Source organism: Streptomyces sp. DSM 106670, from assembly GCF_055792845.1.
Genome location: NZ_CM147704.1, coordinates 4,886,586 through 4,904,035, shown reverse-complemented (window position 1 = coordinate 4,904,035; position 17,450 = coordinate 4,886,586). Strand labels below are relative to the sequence as shown.

Here is a 17,450-nt window from a genome sequence, read left to right as displayed (position 1 = left end):
CCTCGCATCGGCGCCCGCGGCTTCAGGCGCTGAGCGGCCTGCACTCCTCGTCGGTGGCCGACAGCGCGTCCGGGTAGACGTCGAAGAGCCGGCGCACGCCGAGCGCGCCGAGCACCTTGTTGACGTGCGAACCGTCCTCCGCGCCCCGGGCCGGGAGGATCAGCCGCAGCCGGCCGCCGCAGGACTTCATCAGCCGGCGCGAGGCGATCAGCACACCGACGCCGCTGGAGTCGCAGAAGAACACCTCGGACAGATCGAGCACCACATCGTGCTGTCCCTCCGCCACCGCCTCGTGGACGGACTGGCGCACGACGGGTGACGTCACCAGATCGAGTTCGCCGCTCATGCGCAGCACGGTCCAGGAGCCCTGCTCCGCCTCGTCCACCTTCAGCGTCACGCGACTGGACCTCTCGTTCCGGGGCTTCCGGCAATCCGGAAGTTTCCGTTCCTCCTCGCGGCTGCCCAACCGCACCTCCATGAAACACCGACGCGCCCATCCAAGCCCAGGAGGTTTCCGGTGGAAAGGCGCACTTCGGCCCGTTTCCGCTGATCAGAACGGCCGGGGAGGCATTCGGGCCGAAAATCGACTACCGTCGTCGGCCACGCGTCGCGGGAAGAGAGTTGACGCAAAGGCGCGTGCGTCGCACACCGGGCGGACTACATTCGGTCCTCACGGGCACAGGGTGGATCACGGAGCTGGGCAGACAGGCCGGGGGCTGGGGGGTTCATGGCGAAGGACACGGCACCCCGCTGGGACCGCAGGATGCAGCAGAGGCTGGCCCGCGGCGAGGCGGCCGCGCTCGGCGAGCTCTACGACCGGTTCGCGGCCCTCGTCCACAGCCAGGCGCACCGGATGCTCGACGACGAGGACGCCGCCGACCTGGTGACCCGCGAGGTCTTCGCCCAGGTCTGGGAGAACCCCGAGGCGTACGACCCGAAGCAGGGCTCGATGCGCTCGTGGGTGGCCCGTCTCACCCACCGCCAGTCCGTCCAGCGGCTGCGCCGCGCCGCGGCCTCCCGTTACGAGGAGGAGCACGGCGAGGGCACGGCGCCCGACCCGGAGGAGCTGGAGCGGCGGGTGCGCAGCGCCACGGCCGCCGCCCGCGCCGACTACATCGTCTCCTCGATGCCCGCACCGCTGCGGCAGGCCCTGGAGCTGGCGTACATCCAGCGCCGGGACTACCGGCAGACCGCCGCCGATCTCGGGGTCACCGAGGACGAGGCGCGCCGCCGGCTCCGGCTCGGCCTCCAGCTGCTGTCCACCGCGAACGCCCGCCCGCTCGAAGGGTCCTCGCCACCCGGTTACGGACGGGTCCGGTGAGTGGCGACGGACGCGAGAGCGAGGGCGGCGAGGAGGAGGTGCGCGGCGCTCGCCGGATACCGGGGCCGCGCGGGGCGGCGGACGACCTCGACCTGGAGTCGGTGCCGCTGCCTCCGCTGCCGCCGCCCGGCGGGAACGCCTCCGCGAACGCCTCCGCCGAGACCGTGCCGGAGCAGGCCGGGGCGGCGGAGGGGCAGGCGGTTCCGGACGCTGCGCCGGAGCCCTCCGACGCGGAAGCCCCGGAGCCGCTCATGAGCTCCGCCGCCCCGGTCCTCCCGCATCGCGTCCTCAAGGCCCTGCTCGGCGCCTGGGCGCTGTCCGCGTGCTCGGCGGAGGAGACCGCCGCCGTGGAGGACCACCTCACCGAGTGCGCCCCGTGCGCGGACGAGGCCCTGCGGCTGCGGGACGCGGTGGGGCTGCTGCACACCGACGGCTCGCTGGACCTCGATCCGACGCTGCGCACCCGGGTGATCGACGGCTGCCTGGGCCGCCGCCCGGCCAGGATCCCGGTGCCGGAATGGGCCGCCCCGTACGACGCCGAGACCGCCCGGCTCGACGCGCTGCTCCGCGACATCGGCGACTCCGAATGGCATGCGCCGGTGCGTCTGCGGTGGTTCGAGGAGGAGCGCGCGGTCAGCCGCCGGACCACGGTCGCCGGGGTGATCGGCCATCTGCTGGCGGTCGACGGGCTGCTGTCCGCCGCGCTCGGCCTCGACGACCCGCTCGGCGGCGGCGAGGTGCCGCTGGACCCGACCGAGCGCACCGAGACGTACTGGTCGGCCGACGGACCGCCGCCCACCCGGGCCGTCCGCGAAGCCTGGCGGGCGCAGAGCCACGAGCTGATCCGTACGGCGTCCTTCGCCGGGCGGAACGTCGCCGAGGCCTCCGTCTCCTACGGGGCCTTCGCGCTGCCGCTCCAGGACGCCCTGCTGGAGCGGGCCTTCGAGTGCTGGGTGCACGGCGGGGACATCGCCGACGCCGTCGACTACCCGTACCAGGACCCGTCGGCGGCCCATCTGCACCGGATGATCGACCTGGCGGCCCGGATGCTTCCGGCCGCCCTCGCGGGGCGCCGCCGCGCCGGGCTGGCCGCACCGGGCTGGCCGCACCGGCGAAGGACCTCGTCACGGCCGGGGCGCCGGGCCGCTCGCTCCATCTGGAGATCGAGGGCCACGGCGGGGGCGACTGGTACATCGCGCTGGACTCACCGGCCGCCGTCGGCTCCCCGGACCGCGCGGTGGCGCAGGTGGCCCTGGACGGGGTGGAGCTGTGCCGGCTCGTCGCGGGCCACATCTCGCCGGTGGAAGCGGCCGCGGGCCAGGAGGGCGACCGCGAGGCCATCCGCGACGTGCTCTTCGCGACGGCCTCGCTCAGCAGGCTCTAGGGCCGTCCGTGGGTGGCTGCGCTACGCGAAGATCACCGTACGGCGGCCGTTGAGCAGGATCCGCCGCTCCGCGTGCCACTTCACCGCGCGCGCCAGCGCCTGGCACTCCACGTCCCGGCCGATGGCGACCAGCTGGTCCGGCGTGACGTCGTGGCCGACGCGCTCGACCTCCTGCTCGATGATCGGGCCCTCGTCGAGGTCGGCGGTGACGTAGTGCGCGGTCGCGCCGATCAGCTTCACCCCGCGCGCGTGCGCCTGGTGGTAGGGCTTGGCGCCCTTGAAGCTCGGCAGGAAGGAGTGGTGGATGTTGATGATCCGGCCGCTCAGCTGCTTGCACAGGTCGTCGGAGAGGACCTGCATGTAGCGGGCCAGGACGACCAGCTCGACGTCCTCCTCGCGGACCAGCTCCAGCAGCGCCGCCTCGGCCTCCGGCTTGTTGTCCTTCGTCACCGGGAGGTGCCGGAAGGGGATGCCGTACGAGGCGGTGAGCTCGGCGAAGTCCGTGTGGTTGGAGACGACGGCCGCGATCTCGACCGGCAGGGCGCCGGTACGGGAGCGGAACAGCAGGTCGTTGAGGCAGTGGCCGAACTTGCTGACCATGAGCAAGATCCGCATGCGCTCCGCGGACCGGTGGATCTGCACTCCATGCGGAAGGCCTCCCCGATCGCGGCGAAGCTGGCGCGCAGCTTGTCCACGGTGACGGTGGCGTCCGCCGAGAAGTGGACGCGCATGAAGAACAGGCCCGTGTCGTGGTCCCCGAACTGCTGGCTGTCCTCGATGTTGCAGCCGGTCATGAAGAGATAGCTCGACACGGCGTGCACGATGCCCTGTTTGTCGGGGCAGGAGAGCGTGAGGACGTACTGCTCGGTCGCGGCGGCGTCCGAGGTGGCGGAGGGGGCGGGCTGCTGCGCGGTCATCCTCGTAGGGTGCCACACCCGCCCGGCGTCAGGCCGCTCTGGTCATGATGCGGATGACGTCCAGCGAGCGCGGCGGTATGTCCGGATCCTCCGCGTCGTTGGTGGCGAGCATCACATGGGCCTCGCGGGCCGCGTGGACGGCCTCGGGCCAGCCGTGGTGCTCCAGATAGGCGGAGACGGGGGCGTCCGCGCCGACCTGGTGCATGATCCGCAGCACCCGCAGGGCGGCGGCGTCCACGGCGGCGGCCTCGGCAGAGTCCCTGAATATGGTGCCGACGTATTTCTCGGCGGACCAGTTGTCGAGCCAGGTGTCCTCGACCAGGCGGTACACGGCGTCGGTGACGTCCCCGTACCCTTCCCGGCCGGCGAGCCAGCACTCGTGGTGGAAGACGGGGTCGGAGAGCATGTGCAGCGCCGAGCGCACGTTGGTGCGCCAGCGCCACCACGGCATGTCAGTGAGCGGCATGCCGCCCATGGTGGAGGAGCGACGGCCGCGACGGGAAGAGTTCTCCGAACCTTGCTGCACGGTGTTCGATCGTACGTTCCTTCACACCGCCCCCGCACAGGCCCCCGTAATTCACCTGGACGTCACCGTGCGTTGAGAACAGCACACCGCGCCGTTACCCGGGGCCCGGAAGTGTCCTGGTTCATGACCGGACGGCGACGCCCCACCTTTCCCCGCCCCTTCCCGGGCGTCATCAGCGCGGCGGCGGCGGGGGCGGTGCTGCTGTCCGGCTGCGGTGTGCTCCCTGGAGTCTCGGGGGGATCCAGGGAGCCCGTCACCGTGATGACGTGGGCGCCCGACCGCTCGGACGACATCAACGCGGTGAAGATGTCCGGGGTGCCGGCGATGGCCCAGACCTACGCCCGCTGGGTCAACGACACCGGCGGCATCGACGGGCGCGAGCTGCGGGTGATCGTCTGCGACGAGGGCGACACCGCGATCGGCGCCGAGCGGTGCGCGCGGGAGGCCGTCGAGAAGAAGGTGGCGGCCGTCGTCGGTTCGTACAGCCGCCACGGGCAGAGCTTCATGCCCGCGCTGGAGGCGGGCGGCGTCCCGTACATCGGCGGCTACGGCGCCTCCACCGAGGAGTTCAGCAGCTATCTCTCGTACCCGGTCAACGGCGGCCAGCCGGCCCTGCTGGCCGGTCACGGGCGGCAGCTGGGCGGCAGCTGCGAGCGGGTCTCGCTGGTGCGGCCCGACTCGATCGGCGGCGACGGCATGCCGCCGCTCCTCAACAACGGGCTGCTGGCCGCCGACCGGCCCGCCTCCACCGACATCGTGGCCCCCGAGGACGCCACGTCCTACGACGAGCAGGCCACGCAGGCGCTGGAGCGGTCCGCCGGCAGCTGTGTGACGGCGGTGCTCGGGGCCCGTACTGAAACGTTCTTCGACTCCTTCCGCCGGCTGGAGCCGGACGGCGAGCGGGTCAGGATCTCCTCCGTGCTGGGCAGCGTCAGCCAGCCGCTCATCGACCGCACGGGCGGCCGGAACAGCCCCTTCGAGGGCGCGTACGTCACCGGCTGGTACCCGGACGCGAAGAACGCGCGCTGGACGGAGATGCGCGAGGTGGTCGGGAAGTACGCCTTCGGCGACAACCGCATCGACGTGGACGACACAGCCGTGCAGACGACGTGGATCGCGTACACGGCACTGCGGGCGGCCGTCCGGGCGCTCGGCGACGAGGACGTCACGTCGGGGCGGGTCGTGGCCGCCCTCAACCGGGGCGTCGAGGTCGACACCGGCGGCCTGACCCCGAAGCTCCGCTGGCGCTTCAAGGACCTGGTCGGCACGTTGAGCTACCCGCGCATCGTCAACACGAAGGTGACGTTCCAGGTGGTCCGCGAGGGCCGTCTCACCGCCCAGAAGAAGGGCTTCGTGGACGTCGCCGACGCCCTGACGGACGCCCCGCGCAGCTAGGGGCCTGTCGTAGCCTCCGGGGCGCCTGTCAGGGTCTTGTGGGCTCAGAGCTCCACGTAGGTGTGCTTGGTCAGGCCGTACTTCACCGCGATGGCGTTCCACAGCTTGGACGCCTCGCGCTTGGCCTGGGTGGCCACCCCGCTCTGCTGGTTGGCCTTGGCCGTCTCGTTCGTCGACCGGGCCTGGCCGCCCTTGCAGACGGACTTGTTCTTCTTGGCCTGCCGGGCCCAGGTCGCGTAGTGCTCGTCGGCGGCCGCCGACGCCTTCCACGCCCGGTTCAGCGAGGAGGTCAGCTCGGCGTGCTGCGGAAGCTTGTCGACGGTCAGGCCTTCGAGCCGGGTCACCAGGTCCCGGCGCTGCTGGGCGGCGCCCTTGAGATCGGTGTTGGCCTGATCCAGGTCCTTGCAGGACTTGATCTTCTCGACCGCGCTGATCACCGCGGCCCGGCTGTTGTTGCTGTCGGCCAGCAGCTTGTCCAACGCCTCGGCCTGCGGCTTCGCCGGGTCCGGCGCCGCCTTGGCGGTGGGCTCGGCCTCGGCCGGTGAACTCTGCGCGGCGACCGGCTGCTTGTCGTCCTTGCCGGAGTCGTCGCCGCCGCTCATGAGCGCGCCCGCGCCGAGCCCGATGACGGCGCAGCCCACGACGACCGCGGCGATCAGCGGCACGTGCGCGCCCCGCCGGCGCGGAGCCTCGTCCTGCCGCGGCGGCGGCCCGTCCTGCTCCGCGCGGCCCTGGAGGCCCTGGAGACCGGACTGGTAGCCCCCGGTGGCCTGCGGCGGCAACGCGCCGCCCTGGGGCTGCTGCTGGGGCTGGTAGCCCTGCTGCTGGTACGGCTGCGGGGGCTGCTGCTGGTACGGCTGCGGGGGCTGCTGCTGCCCCGCGTCGAACTGCGGCATCTGCTGGGTGGCGCCCGCCGGTTCCTCCGAACGGAACAGGTTGTCGAACTCCGCGGGCGGCTGCCGGTCCCCCGGCGCGCCCGGCCTGATCCCGTACGGGGCTCCTCCGGGCACCGGGGGTATGTACTGGGTCGCGTCGGCGTCCCCGCCCGGCTGGGGGGCCACGGGGCCGGGGCCGCCCGGGATGGGCGCGATGTACTGCGTGGCGTCCGCGTCACCGCCGGGAACACCCGGACCGGCCTGACCGCCCGGCCCGGCCTCCGGCGGCAGCGGCTGCGCGTACGGCTGCGGCTGGTGCTGCTGGGCCTGCTGGTGCTGCTGCTCGTGCTGCCCGTACGGCTGCGGCTGATACGCGCCGGGCTGCTGGGACTGCTGCGGCTGCGGCAGGTAGCCGCCGGGCTGCTGCTGGGGCTGCTGGGGCTGCTGGTACGCCCCCGGCTGCTGATACGTCTCCGGGGCGCCCGGTGACTGCTGCGCGGGCGGCAGGGGCTGCGCCGGCGGGTAGCCGTAGTGCCCCTGTGCCTGCTGGTCCGGCTGCGGCGGTCCGGCGGACTGCGGCCCCCACTGCCCGCCCCACGGCTGACCGCCCGCGGGCGCGCCCTGCTCGCCCTGCTGTCCGCCCTGCCCGGCCGCGGGCGCACCCGGGGTCCAGGGGGCGCCGCCGTCGGCAGGCAGCACGACACCCTCGTGCGCGGGTCGTGCGGCGGGGAGCTGGTGCTCGCCGCCCTGTCCGCCCTGTCCGCTCTGCGTCACCGGGACTCCTACGTGTGAACCTACGGAATCGTCGGCTCACGCTATCGGGTGGCCGCCCGCCTCCGCCAAGCGCGTGGTGCCCCTCACGACCCCTTCACAGGGCCGGTAACATCCGGCGGCCCGGCGACGCTGTTAAGGGGTGGCCGGGCGGCCGGACCGCCGCGGACACGGCCCGGACCGCGTCGGCGACGGCCTTCGGCTCAGGCCGCCTGGAGCTCCAGCCGCTCGCCGAACTCCCGTACCGCGGGCTCCTGGGCGAAGGGCGTGAGCCGCTGCTGGAGGTCGTCGAGATATTCGGCGCCCCGGCTGGAGCGCACCGTCGACAGCAGCTCCATCGCCCGGGTCCCCGTGTGGCACGCCCGCTCCACCTCGCGCTGCTGCACCTGGGCCGAGGCCAGCAGCACCAGCGCGATGCCCCGCCGCCTGGCCCGGGTCTCCGGCAGCGCGGCCAGCGCCTCCTTGGCCCGCCGGGCGGCCGGCTCCGGCTGCCCCAGGTCCCGGTGGCAGTGGGCCAGTTCGTCCGCGAGGTAGCCCGCGTCGAAGTGCGCGATCCAGACCGGGTCGTCGCCGGAGTCCGGGCCCGCCTGCTCCAGCGCGGCGACCGCCCGCCCCGCCACCGCGTTGCAGGTCCGGGCGTCCCCGAGCAGCGCGTGGCCCCGGGCCTCCGCCGCGTAGAACATCGCCTGGGCGCGGGGGGTGACCTGGCCCCGGGCGCCTTCCTGTGCGGCGCGGGCCAGTTGGGCGATCTCGCGGGGGTTGCCGAGCTGGGCGGCGAGATGGCTCATCGAGGCGGCGAGCACATAGCCGCCGTACGCCCGGTCGCCCGCCGCCTGCGCGAGCCGCAGCGCCTGGATGTAGTAGCGCTGGGCGAGACCGGGCTGGCCGGTGTCGACCGCCATGTAGCCGGCCAGCTCGGTGAGCCGGGCCACCGCGCCGAACAGCTGCCGCCCCACCTGTTCGCGGTACGCGCCCGAAAGCAGCCCGGAGACCACGCTGTTGAGGTAGTGCACCAGCACCGGCCGCACATGGCCGCTGCCGAACCGGTGGTCGAGGTCGGTCAGCGCGGCGGTCATCGCCCGCACCGCCTCGACGTCGGACATCCCGACCCGGGCCCCCGCCGCCCGCTCGACCTGCGCGTCCGGGCCCGAGATCAGCCAGTCCCGGCTGGGCTCGACCAGCGCGGACGCGGCGACCGCCGAGCCGGTGAGCAGATCGCGGCGGCCCACGTCGCTGCGCCACAGCTCGCAGACCTGCTCGACGGCCCCGGCGACGGTCGGCGCGTACTGGAGGCCGACGCCGGAGGCCAGGTTCTTGCCGTTGGCCATGCCGATCTCGTCGATCGTGACCGTACGGCCGAGCTTGCGGCCCAGCGCCTCGGCGATGATCCCCGGGGCCCGGCCCCGGGGCTGCTGTCCGCGCAGCCAACGGGCCACGGAGGTCTTGTCGTAGCGCAGATCGAGACCGCGCTCGGCCCCGACCATGTTCACGCGGCGGGCGAGGCCCGCGTTGGAACAGGCCGCTTCCTGGATGAGCGTCTGGAGCCGTTCGTTGGGCTGGCGGGCTACGAGAGGCCTTGCAGCCATATGTCCCCCTGAAACATCGGTTATGTGCAGTGATCGGTGGAAGGGATCACTGCCCGGCACATACACAAGAAATGCGCATATTCCATCGGCATTCGGTACGGACATGGCGCGTTGCACCGTCGCGGGGGCCCGAGCGCGGTCCCGGGCGGCGGTCCTGGAGGTGGTTACCCGTCCTTCGGTGCGACGCCGCACGCGCGCCCCCGCCCATGCACCGATGCGCCCCGCGTGCAGGATCGATGCGCCGGGCCCCGGTTCAGGGGAGGCCGTAACCCCTGGTGACGGCGGGAGTTGTGCTGGACGTGGAAGAGCCCATCGGAGTCACGGAAGCCGCACAGGTCCCCCAGCAGCGGAGCGAGCCGCTGCTCGACGCCGCGGTGCGGTATGCGGAAGAGCGCCACTGGGACGTGTTCCCCGGCACCTGGCTGGAGGCGGTGGGCGGCGGGGAGCGGTGCTCGTGCGGCGATGCCGGCTGCGCTCTGCCCGGGGCCCATGCGGACCGGCCGGACTGGGCGGGCCAGGCGACCGGCAGCGGGGCCGCGGCCCGGCGCATGTGGACCCGGCGGCCCGGCGCCTCGGTGCTGCTGCCGACCGGCCGGGCCTTCGACGCGCTGGAGGTGCCGGAGTCCGCGGGCTTCCTGGCGCTGGCCCGGATGGAGCGGATGGACCTGACCCTGGGCCCGGTCACCCGCACACCGGACCGCCGGATGCTGTTCTTCGTGCTGCCGGGGGCCGCCGCCAAGGCCGCCGAGCTGGTGCGCGCGCTCGGCTGGAACGCCGAGGCGATCGACCTGACGGGCCGGGGCGAGGGCCACTACATCGCCGCCCCGCCCACCCGGTTCGGCGCCCGGGGGGCCGTGCAGTGGGCCCGCAGGCCCACCCACGCCAACCGCTGGCTGCCCGATGTGGACGAGCTGATCAGCCCGCTGGCGTACGCCTGCGCCCGTGAGGCGGCCGACGCCCGCGCCCGCGTTTCGTAGGGCCCGGACCGCCTTTCGTAGGGTGGTCCCCACCACGTGGGGATATCGAAAGGCTGTGCCATGCCGGACCAGGCAGATGCACGTACGAAGACAGACGCGGCGACGGACGCGACGGCCGGCGGGGCGCACGAGCTGCGGCCCGCCGTCCGGGTACAGGGGCTGTGGAAGCGGTTCGGGGAACAGGTCGCCGTCGCGGGGATCGATCTGGAGCTGCCCGCGGGCAAGTTCATCGGCCTGGTGGGGCCCAACGGGGCGGGCAAGACGACGACGCTCTCGATGGTCACCGGTCTGCTCCGGCCCGACCAGGGCCGGATCGAGGTCGCGGGCCACGACGTGTGGACGGACCCGGTCGAGGTGAAGTCCCGGATCGGGGTGCTGCCGGAGGGGCTGCGGCTCTTCGAGCGGCTCTCGGGGCGTGAACTGCTCGCGTACAACGGCCGGTTGCGCGGACTGCCCGGCGACGAGGTGGACAAGCGGGCCACCCAGCTGCTGGACGTGCTGGATCTCGCGGGCGCGCAGCACAAGCTGGTCGTGGACTACTCGACCGGGATGCGGAAGAAGATCGGGCTGGCGGCCGCGCTGCTGCACAACCCCGAAGTGCTGTTCCTGGACGAGCCGTTCGAGGGCGTCGACCCGGTCTCGGCGCAGACCATCCGGGGTGTGCTGGAGCGCTACACCCGGTCCGGGGCGACCGTGGTCTTCTCCAGCCATGTGATGGAGCTGGTCGAGTCGTTGTGCGACTGGGTCGCGGTGATGGCGGCGGGCCGGATCAAGGCGCGGGGCACGCTGGCCGAGGTGCGCGGCGACGCCCCCTCGCTGCAGAGCGCCTTCCTCGAACTGGTCGGCGCGGGCGGCCGGGACAACGGCGACTCCCTCGACTGGCTGGGCGGTGCCCGATGAGCGTGCTGGACGCCCCGGTCACCGCGGCCGCCCCGGCCGCGCCGACGACGGGCCTGACCCCGGTCTTCGTACGGCTCAAGCTGACGCTGCTGCGCAACGGACTGCGGCAGTCCTCCGGGCGCAGGGCGGCGTTCATCGCCTCGCTCGTCGTCAGCCTGCTGCTCGCCGCCGGCCAGGTGCTCGGTCTGGTGCTGCTGCGCGGCAACGAGCACGCGGGCACGGTCGTGGTGCTGCTCACGGGGGTGGTGGCGCTCGGCTGGGCGGTGCTGCCGCTGTTCTTCCCGAGCGGTGACGACACGCTCGACCCGACGCGGCTGGTGATGCTGCCGCTGCGGCCCGAGCCGCTGGTCCGGGCGCTGCTGGTGTCCTCGCTGGTCGGCATCGGCCCGCTGTTCACCCTGTGTCTGGTGATCGGCTCGGTCCTGGCGCTGGCGCACGGGGCGGCGGGCGTGGTGTTCGCGGTGCTCGCGGTCCCGCTCACGATGCTGCTGTGCGTGGCGCTGTCACGGGCGGTGGCCACGGCCAACGTACGGCTGCTGAACTCCCGCAAGGGCCGCGACCTCGCGGTGCTCAGCGGGCTGGTGATCGCGGTGGGCATCCAGTTCGTCAACTTCGGCGCGCAGCGGCTCGGGCAGGCGGGCGGGCTCTCCACGCTGGACCCGGCGGCGGACGTGGTGCGCTGGCTGCCCGGGGCCTCGGCGGTGGCGTCGGTGGACGCGGCGTCGGACGGTGCGTACGGGATCGCCGTCGCCCAGCTCCTGATCACGGTCGCCGCCCTGGTGGCGCTGATGTGGATGTGGCAGCGGAGCCTGGTGAAGCTGATGACCGCGCCGGACGGTTCGACGCTGGCGGCGGCGGAGCCGAGCCGCGAGAAGGAGTCCGGCCGGGGCGGTCTGTCGGGGCTGCTGCCGGAGGGCCGTACGGCGACGGTGATGCAGCGCAGTCTGCGGTACGTGGCACGGGACCCGAAGACCAAGGCGGCCTGGGTGACGGCGCTGGCGGTCGGGGCGATCGTGCCGCTGCTCAACGCCGTCCAGGGCACCGGCTCGGTCTACTTCGCGTGCTTCGCCGCCGGGATGCTCGGCATGCAGATGTACAACCAGTTCGGCCAGGACACCTCGGCCTTCTGGATGGTGGCGCTGACGATCTCCTCGCCGCGGGACGCGTATGTCGAACTGCGTGCGCGGGCGCTGGTCCTGCTGCTGCTCACCCTGCCGTTCACGCTGGTCGTGTGTGTGGTGACGGCGGCGATGATCGGCGACTGGCGGTCGCTGCCGGGCGCGCTGGGCCTGTCGTTCGCGCTGCTGAGCTCGATGGTGGCGACGGGCGCGGTGGCCTCGGCGCTGTTCCCGTACTCGATTCCGCAGGAGGGCGCGTTCAAGAACGTGGTGCCGGGGCAGGGCGGTCTGGCCTGGATCTCGATCCTCGGCGGCATGCTGGCCGCCGCGCTGCTGGCGTCGCCGGTGATCGCGGCGACGGTCTGGATGCACCTCTCGGACCACCATGACGCGCTGTGGTTCATGGTGCCGGGCGGGCTGGTCTACGGGGCGCTCATCGGGTGGGCGGGGCTGAAGATCGCCGCGCCGCGCACGGCGGCGCGGCTGCCGGAGATCCTGGCGGCGGTCAGCAAGGGCTGAGCCGCCGCCCTCGGGGAAGGGTGCGGGCCGAGGGCTACGGCGAGACGGGTTCGCGGTCGTCGCGGTTGTCCTCGGCGAGCTGCTCCAGGAACGGCTCCACCGCGGCCCGCCAGCCGTCCGGCTGGTCGTAGTGGACGAGGTGGCCCGCGTCCGCCACTTCCGCGTACTGGCCGCGCGGCAGGACGCGGACCATCTCCTGGGCCTCGGCCCGGCCCAGCTCCCCGTCGAGGCCGCGCAGCACCAGCGCGGGGCACCGGACCTGGGCCAGCTCCTCCCAGTGGGCGTCGAACACCCAGGTGGCGCGGGAGCGGAGCATCTGGCGGCGGGAGAAGACCGGGCGCCAGCCGTCCTCGGTCTCGGCCATCACCTCGGCGTAGAACTCGCCGCGCGAGGGGTTCGGCCGCTCCACCCAGGGGTCGTCCTCGCCGAACCACTTCCGTACGTCGGCGAGGGTGGCGAAGGGCAGCGGCCAGGAGTCGAACCAGTCGCCCCACTCGCGCTGGGAGGCGGCTCCGAGGGCGGAGGCCCGCATGTCGCAGATGACGACGGCGCGGACCAGGTCGGGGCGCTTGGCGGCGAGCTGCCAGCCGGTGAGCGCTCCCATGGCGTGGCCGACGACGGTGACGGGGCCGAGGCCGAGCTGTTCGATCGCGGCCTCGGCGTCGGAGACGTAGGCGTCGCGGGTGTACGGGCCGTCGGCGGGCTTGTCGCTGCGGCCGTGGCCCCGTTGGTCGAGGCCGACCGCGCGGTGCCGTTCGGCGAGCCAGCGGGCGGTCGGGGCCCAGTGCGAGGCCCGGCCCATCAGCCCGTGCAGCAGTAAGACCCCGGGAGCGCCGTCCGCTTCCGCGCGCCCCTTGGGCGGGTCGGCGAACTCCCATGCCGCGAGGCGTACGCCGTCGGTTCCGGTCACATCGATGCGCCGCACCATAGTCCTGGCACCCCCTTCTGCTCCTCGATCACCGTGTGGTCGCCCCGCCAGGCTATCGAACTCTTATTCGAAAACGAGGTTCCGCCGCCCAAGACCCCACGTTCGAGTGACACCGGTCAACGATTGATGCCGACCGGCCTGGGGAGATCTTCAGCGGGAGGCGGGCCGCTCGGGGACAGGGGCCCGCGGGAACTGACCTTGAGAGCTCGGGGCTCCGGGTCAGCACAGGGGAGGAACGGCCCCGGCGTCTTCGGACGCCGGGGCCGCCCGCTGTTCGGACACGGCTTTCGGCGGGCGCCCTGCGGATCGGGGCCGGAGCTGCTCCGGCGGCCTCGACAACGATGGCAGGCGGCAGCGCGAACCGCCCCGCACCGGCCGGGACCGGCCCCTTCCGAAGCGCGACGGGCACCGTGCGGTGCGCGTGGTGGTACGACGGGCGCATTCCCTGCTCCCTCCCCGACCGTGCCGGCCGTGGCCGGCCGACACCCTCAGGTCCGCTGCCTGGCCTCAGCCTGGCATGTGACGCGTCCGGCCGCTGCCATTCCGGACGGAAACCGGAAAGCGCGCAGCACGGTGGGGTCGCCGTGACCGGCTCCCGGCCGGGCCGCCGCACCGGCGCCGGGCGACGAACGCCCCGGCACCGGTGCGGCCGCCGGCTCAGCGCTTGGCGACGAAGACGTGCGAGGCGACCTCGGAGTCCAGCTCCGCCGCCTCCCCGCTGGAGCCGACCAGCACTCCGCCGGGCGACTCGGTCACGCTGACCACGGACCCGGGCTGCACCCCGGCCCTGCGCAGCGTGTACATCAGCTGCGCGTCGGTCTGGATCGGCTCCCCGATCCGCCGGACCACCACGGTCTTGCCCTCGGCGCCCGGGTCCAGGTCGGCCAGGCTCACCATGGAGGCGTCCAGGAACGGGTCGGCCTCGGCCTTCTCGCCCAGCTCCTCCAGGCCCGGGATGGGATTCCCGTACGGCGACTCCGTCGGGTGGCGCAGCAGCTCCAGCACCCGCCGCTCCACCGCCTCGCTCATCACGTGCTCCCAGCGACAGGCCTCGGCGTGGACCTGCTCCCACTCCAGGCCGATCACGTCCACGAGCAGACACTCGGCGAGCCGGTGCTTGCGCATGACGCGGGTGGCGAGGCGGCGGCCCTCCTCGGTCAGCTCCAGATGGCGGTCCCCCGCGACCTGGACCAGTCCGTCGCGCTCCATGCGGGCCACCGTCTGGCTGACGGTCGGACCGCTCTGGTCCAGCCGTTCGGCGATCCGGGCGCGCATGGGGACCACGCCTTCCTCTTCCAGTTCGAGGATGGTGCGGAGATACATCTCCGTGGTGTCGATCAGTCCGGACATACGTGCCCCTCGATGCTGTGACTAGAAAACGTCGTGCGATGGCCCTGCACCAATTCTGACGCATAGCACCGACAACCGTGCCGCCCCGGTGGAAGACCGGTGGAAGTGCGTACGGACAGGGTCGCAGGGCGCTATTGACAGGCCACTGGTCCAGACCGCAACGTGATCGGCGGCACAGCCATTCCCACCCCGCCGAAAGGGCCCTTCCCGATGAGCGACAGCAAGCTGGCCGGCCAGTTCTTCGATGCGGCGATCGGCCTGCTGACGCGGGTGCGGGACGAGGAGGCGGACAGCATCGCCGCCGCCGGCGCGGCGATCGCGGACACCGTCGAGTCGGGCGGCCGGCTCTTCGCCTTCGGCGCCGGCCACTCCTCGCTGGCCGCCCAGGACGTCGTCTACCGTGCGGGCGGCCTGGCGCTGATGAACCTGCTCACCGTGCCCGGCGCGGTCGGCGTGGACGTCATGCCCGCGACGCTCGGTTCGGCGCTGGAGCGGGTGGACGGGCTCGCATCGGCCGTCCTGGACTCCAGCCCCGCCACCGCCGGGGACCTGCTGGTGATCGTCTCGCTGTCCGGGCGCAACGCCCTGCCGGTCGAGATGGCGCAGAACGCCCGGGCCCTCGGGCTGAAGGTCATCGGCCTCACCTCGGTCGCGTACGCGGAGCACACCCGCTCCCGGCACGCCTCGGGCGGCTTTCTGCGGGACCACTGCGACATCGTCCTGGACAGCAAGATCGCGATCGGCGACGCGGAGCTGACGGCCCCGGGCGTCGAGGCCCCCTTCGCCCCCGCCTCCACCGTGGTGACCAGCGCGATCATGCAGGCGATGCTGGCGGCCGCCGTGGAGCGGCTGGTGGACCGGGGCGTCCAGCCGCCGATGCTGCGCTCGGGGAACGTGGACGGCGGCCACGAGTGGAACGGCCGGGTCATGACGGAGTACCGGGACCGGATCTTCTACCGGCACTGAGCCGCGGCCCCCGGGACACGCGTCGGCAGGACGACCCGGGCCGTCAGCCCGCCGCCCGGATTGGCGCTCGCCCCGGCGTCGCCGCCGTGCGCCCGCGCCACCGACGCCACGATGGAGAGCCCGAGGCCCGCGCCCTCGCCGGGCGCGTGACGGCGGGCCCGGGCCCGGCGGAACGGTTCGAACAGCAGCGGCACGGTCGCCGGGTCCACCACCGGCCCGGTGTTGGCGACCTCCAGACCCTCCGGCCCGATCCGGACCCGTACGGTCCCGCCGGGATGGTTGTGGCGCAGCGCGTTGGCGACCAGGTTGTGCACGAGGTGGTCGAGCAGGACCGCGTCGCCCTCGACCGTCACCGGCCGGGCCGTCACCTCCACGGTGATGTCCCGCTCCTTCGCCTCGACGGCCAGCGCCTCGGTGACCGTGGCGGTGGTCTCGTCCAGCGCGACCCGCTCCCGCCGCCGCAGCCCCTCGTCGGAGACCGCGAGGAGCAGCAGCCCCTCGATGAGCCGCTCGCTGCTCGCGGCGGTGTCGATGAGCTTGTCCCGGATCCAGGCGACCTTCTCCGGCGGCGGGTCGTCGGCGAGCCCGATCTCGGCGGCGGCCCGCTGCACGGCGAGCGGGGTGCGCAGCTCATGGGCGGCGTTGGCGGCGAACCGCTGCCGGGCGGCGACCAGCTGCTGGATCCGGTCGAGCATCCCGTCGAAGGTGTCGGCCAGCTCCTTCAGCTCGCCGGGCGGGGCCTTCAGCGCGATCCGTTCGTGCAGGTTGGAGCCGGAGAGCCGGCGGGCGCGGGCGGTGATGACGCCGACCGGCCGCAGCACCCGGCCCGCCATCCACCAGGCGAGGGCGACGGAGAGCGCGGAGTAGACGGCGAGGGAGACCCCGGAGACGGTCAGCAGCTGGCTGAGCGCGGCGTCCCCGGCGACGGTGCTGACCTTCTGCGCGACCGCGTACTGCCCGGGCTCGATGACAGCGGTCCGCGCCCAGTCCGAGGTGGGCAGGGCGGGACCGGCGACGGAGGCTCCGGCCGGCCGGGAGGCGGGGACGGCCGGGGCGACGGCGGTGACGATACCGGCGTACACGCCCTCGCTGACCAGCAGATAGACGATGGCCAGGAGCAGGACGCCGGCCATGACCAGCAGTCCGCCGTACAGCGCGGCGAGACGGGTGCGCTCACTGTTCACCGGGCGTCCTCCGTACCGGCCCCGGGGGCGTCCCCGATGCGGTAGCCGGCCCCCGGGACGGTCTCGATGACCGGGGGCGCGCCGAGTTTGGCGCGGAGCTTGGAGAGGGTGACGCGGACCGCGTTGGTGCGGTAGCCGGTGTCCTCCTCCCACACCTCCTCGATCAGGTCGTCGCCACTGACGACCGCGCCTTCGGCCCGCAGCAGGGTTTCCAGCACGGCGAACTCCTTGCGGGAGAGGGAGAGGAAGCGGCCGTCGCGGCAGACCTGGCGGCGGGCGGTGTCGAGCCGCAGCCCGGCCCGTTCCAGGACGGGCGGGAGGGCGGGGCGGGCGCGGCGGCCGAGCGCGAGGACCCGGGCGAGGAGTTCGTCGTACGCGAACGGCTTGGTCAGGTAGTCGTCGGCGCCGAGCCCGAGACCGGCCACCCGGTCCCGTACGGTCCCGGCGGCGGTGAGCATCAGGATCCGGGTGAGCAGCCGCAGCGCGACGACCCGGCGGCACACCTCGTCGCCGTGCAGCCCCGGCAGGTCGCGGTCGAGGATCATCACGTCGTACGCGCCGAACCGCAGCCGCTCCAGCGCCGCCCGCCCGTCGGGGGCGATGTCCACGGCGACGGCGTCACGGCGCAGCCCCTCGGCGATCATCTCCGCCAGGAATTCCTCGTCCTCCACCACCAGCACGCGCATGGGCCCTGTGTACCCGAAAGCGATGTTTCGCCGGTGTAAGCATCCGG

At 73.4% G+C, this 17,450-nt stretch carries 14 protein-coding genes and 2 pseudogenes; 7 read left to right on the top strand and 9 right to left on the bottom strand.

Annotated elements, in window-relative coordinates; all coding sequences use genetic code 11:
- Positions 1-22 precede the first annotated feature (22 nt).
- Positions 23-397, bottom strand: a complete 375-nt coding sequence (locus ACSMXR_RS21690) for an STAS domain-containing protein (RefSeq protein ID WP_030083270.1) — start codon at positions 395-397, stop codon at positions 23-25.
- A 330-nt stretch (positions 398-727) separates the two neighbouring features.
- On the opposite strand from ACSMXR_RS21690, the gene ACSMXR_RS21685 reads away from it, so the two are divergent.
- Positions 728-1,321 carry an RNA polymerase sigma factor gene (locus ACSMXR_RS21685; RefSeq protein WP_137234815.1) on the top strand — a complete coding sequence of 198 codons (594 nt, stop codon included), beginning with the start codon at positions 728-730 and terminating at the stop codon, positions 1,319-1,321.
- Positions 1,318-2,705, top strand: a pseudogene (locus ACSMXR_RS21680) (zf-HC2 domain-containing protein). Before ACSMXR_RS21685 ends, ACSMXR_RS21680 begins: the two are co-directional and overlap by 4 nt.
- Before the next feature lie 21 nt (positions 2,706-2,726).
- Here the strand turns inward: ACSMXR_RS21680 and purU are convergent.
- Together purU and ACSMXR_RS21670 are read right to left on the bottom strand one after the other, a co-directional pair.
- Positions 2,727-3,622: pseudogene (purU, locus tag ACSMXR_RS21675) on the bottom strand (formyltetrahydrofolate deformylase).
- A 28-nt stretch (positions 3,623-3,650) separates the two neighbouring features.
- On the bottom strand, positions 3,651-4,097 hold the full coding sequence (locus tag ACSMXR_RS21670; protein WP_032764190.1) for an SCO4402 family protein: 447 nt from the start codon (positions 4,095-4,097) through the stop codon (positions 3,651-3,653).
- A gap of 174 nt (positions 4,098-4,271) precedes the next feature.
- Between ACSMXR_RS21670 and ACSMXR_RS21665 the strand changes: the two genes are divergently transcribed.
- Positions 4,272-5,543: an ABC transporter substrate-binding protein gene (locus ACSMXR_RS21665; protein WP_137234812.1), complete on the top strand. Its 1,272-nt coding sequence runs from the start codon at positions 4,272-4,274 to the stop codon at positions 5,541-5,543.
- A gap of 44 nt (positions 5,544-5,587) precedes the next feature.
- On the opposite strand, the gene ACSMXR_RS21660 is transcribed toward ACSMXR_RS21665, so the two are convergent.
- Together ACSMXR_RS21660 and ACSMXR_RS21655 are read right to left on the bottom strand one after the other, a co-directional pair.
- Complete coding sequence (locus ACSMXR_RS21660) at positions 5,588-7,192, bottom strand: hypothetical protein (protein WP_473169718.1); 1,605 nt, start codon at positions 7,190-7,192, stop codon at positions 5,588-5,590.
- 200 nt (positions 7,193-7,392) lie between these two features.
- Positions 7,393-8,775 (bottom strand): transcriptional regulator, encoded by a 1,383-nt coding sequence (locus tag ACSMXR_RS21655; RefSeq protein WP_137234811.1) that lies wholly within the window; start codon positions 8,773-8,775, stop codon positions 7,393-7,395.
- Positions 8,776-9,065: 290 nt separating this feature from the next.
- Between ACSMXR_RS21655 and ACSMXR_RS21650 the strand changes: the two genes are divergently transcribed.
- The 3 genes from ACSMXR_RS21650 to ACSMXR_RS21640 are packed head-to-tail and all read left to right on the top strand — an operon-like array spanning position 9,066 to position 12,289.
- Positions 9,066-9,752: a bifunctional DNA primase/polymerase gene (locus ACSMXR_RS21650; RefSeq protein WP_137234835.1), complete on the top strand. Its 687-nt coding sequence runs from the start codon at positions 9,066-9,068 to the stop codon at positions 9,750-9,752.
- A 60-nt stretch (positions 9,753-9,812) separates the two neighbouring features.
- Positions 9,813-10,652, top strand: coding sequence for an ABC transporter ATP-binding protein (locus tag ACSMXR_RS21645; RefSeq protein ID WP_218525176.1), 840 nt, complete (start codon positions 9,813-9,815; stop codon positions 10,650-10,652).
- Positions 10,649-12,289, top strand: coding sequence for a transporter (locus tag ACSMXR_RS21640; RefSeq protein WP_473169717.1), 1,641 nt, complete (start codon positions 10,649-10,651; stop codon positions 12,287-12,289). Before ACSMXR_RS21645 ends, ACSMXR_RS21640 begins: the two co-directional genes overlap by 4 nt.
- Before the next feature lie 34 nt (positions 12,290-12,323).
- Here ACSMXR_RS21640 and ACSMXR_RS21635 read toward each other — a convergent pair whose 3' ends face one another.
- Positions 12,324-13,217, bottom strand: a complete 894-nt coding sequence (locus tag ACSMXR_RS21635) for an alpha/beta fold hydrolase (protein WP_473169716.1) — start codon at positions 13,215-13,217, stop codon at positions 12,324-12,326.
- A gap of 657 nt (positions 13,218-13,874) precedes the next feature.
- Positions 13,875-14,567 (bottom strand): iron-dependent transcriptional repressor DtxR, encoded by a 693-nt coding sequence (locus tag ACSMXR_RS21630; protein WP_003967172.1) that lies wholly within the window; start codon positions 14,565-14,567, stop codon positions 13,875-13,877.
- Between the two features lie 210 nt (positions 14,568-14,777).
- Here ACSMXR_RS21630 and ACSMXR_RS21625 point away from each other — a divergent pair, with 210 nt between their 5' ends.
- Positions 14,778-15,533, top strand: a complete 756-nt coding sequence (locus ACSMXR_RS21625; protein WP_473169715.1) for an SIS domain-containing protein — start codon at positions 14,778-14,780, stop codon at positions 15,531-15,533.
- Here ACSMXR_RS21625 and ACSMXR_RS21620 read toward each other — a convergent pair.
- Positions 15,521-16,717 (bottom strand): sensor histidine kinase, encoded by a 1,197-nt coding sequence (locus ACSMXR_RS21620; protein WP_473169714.1) that lies wholly within the window; start codon positions 16,715-16,717, stop codon positions 15,521-15,523. The genes ACSMXR_RS21625 and ACSMXR_RS21620 overlap by 13 nt on opposite strands.
- Entirely contained in the window at positions 16,714-17,403 is a 690-nt protein-coding gene (locus tag ACSMXR_RS21615; RefSeq protein WP_473169713.1) for a response regulator transcription factor, read from the bottom strand. Before ACSMXR_RS21615 ends, ACSMXR_RS21620 begins: the two co-directional genes overlap by 4 nt.
- Positions 17,404-17,450 lie beyond the last annotated feature (47 nt).

What these genes read in the sequence shown, in the direction of transcription:
- ACSMXR_RS21685 (WP_137234815.1), top strand. Translation starts at nt 728, where the DNA reads ATGGCGAAGGACACGGCACCCCGCTGGGACCGCAGGATGCAGCAGAGG.
- ACSMXR_RS21670 (WP_032764190.1), bottom strand. Translation starts at nt 4,097, where the DNA reads ATGGGCGGCATGCCGCTCACTGACATGCCGTGGTGGCGCTGGCGCACC.
- ACSMXR_RS21665 (WP_137234812.1), top strand. Translation starts at nt 4,272, where the DNA reads ATGACCGGACGGCGACGCCCCACCTTTCCCCGCCCCTTCCCGGGCGTC.
- ACSMXR_RS21655 (WP_137234811.1), bottom strand. Translation starts at nt 8,775, where the DNA reads ATGGCTGCAAGGCCTCTCGTAGCCCGCCAGCCCAACGAACGGCTCCAG.
- ACSMXR_RS21645 (WP_218525176.1), top strand. Translation starts at nt 9,813, where the DNA reads ATGCCGGACCAGGCAGATGCACGTACGAAGACAGACGCGGCGACGGAC.
- ACSMXR_RS21640 (WP_473169717.1), top strand. Translation starts at nt 10,649, where the DNA reads ATGAGCGTGCTGGACGCCCCGGTCACCGCGGCCGCCCCGGCCGCGCCG.
- ACSMXR_RS21635 (WP_473169716.1), bottom strand. Translation starts at nt 13,217, where the DNA reads ATGGTGCGGCGCATCGATGTGACCGGAACCGACGGCGTACGCCTCGCG.
- ACSMXR_RS21630 (WP_003967172.1), bottom strand. Translation starts at nt 14,567, where the DNA reads ATGTCCGGACTGATCGACACCACGGAGATGTATCTCCGCACCATCCTC.
- ACSMXR_RS21625 (WP_473169715.1), top strand. Translation starts at nt 14,778, where the DNA reads ATGAGCGACAGCAAGCTGGCCGGCCAGTTCTTCGATGCGGCGATCGGC.
- ACSMXR_RS21615 (WP_473169713.1), bottom strand. Translation starts at nt 17,403, where the DNA reads ATGCGCGTGCTGGTGGTGGAGGACGAGGAATTCCTGGCGGAGATGATC.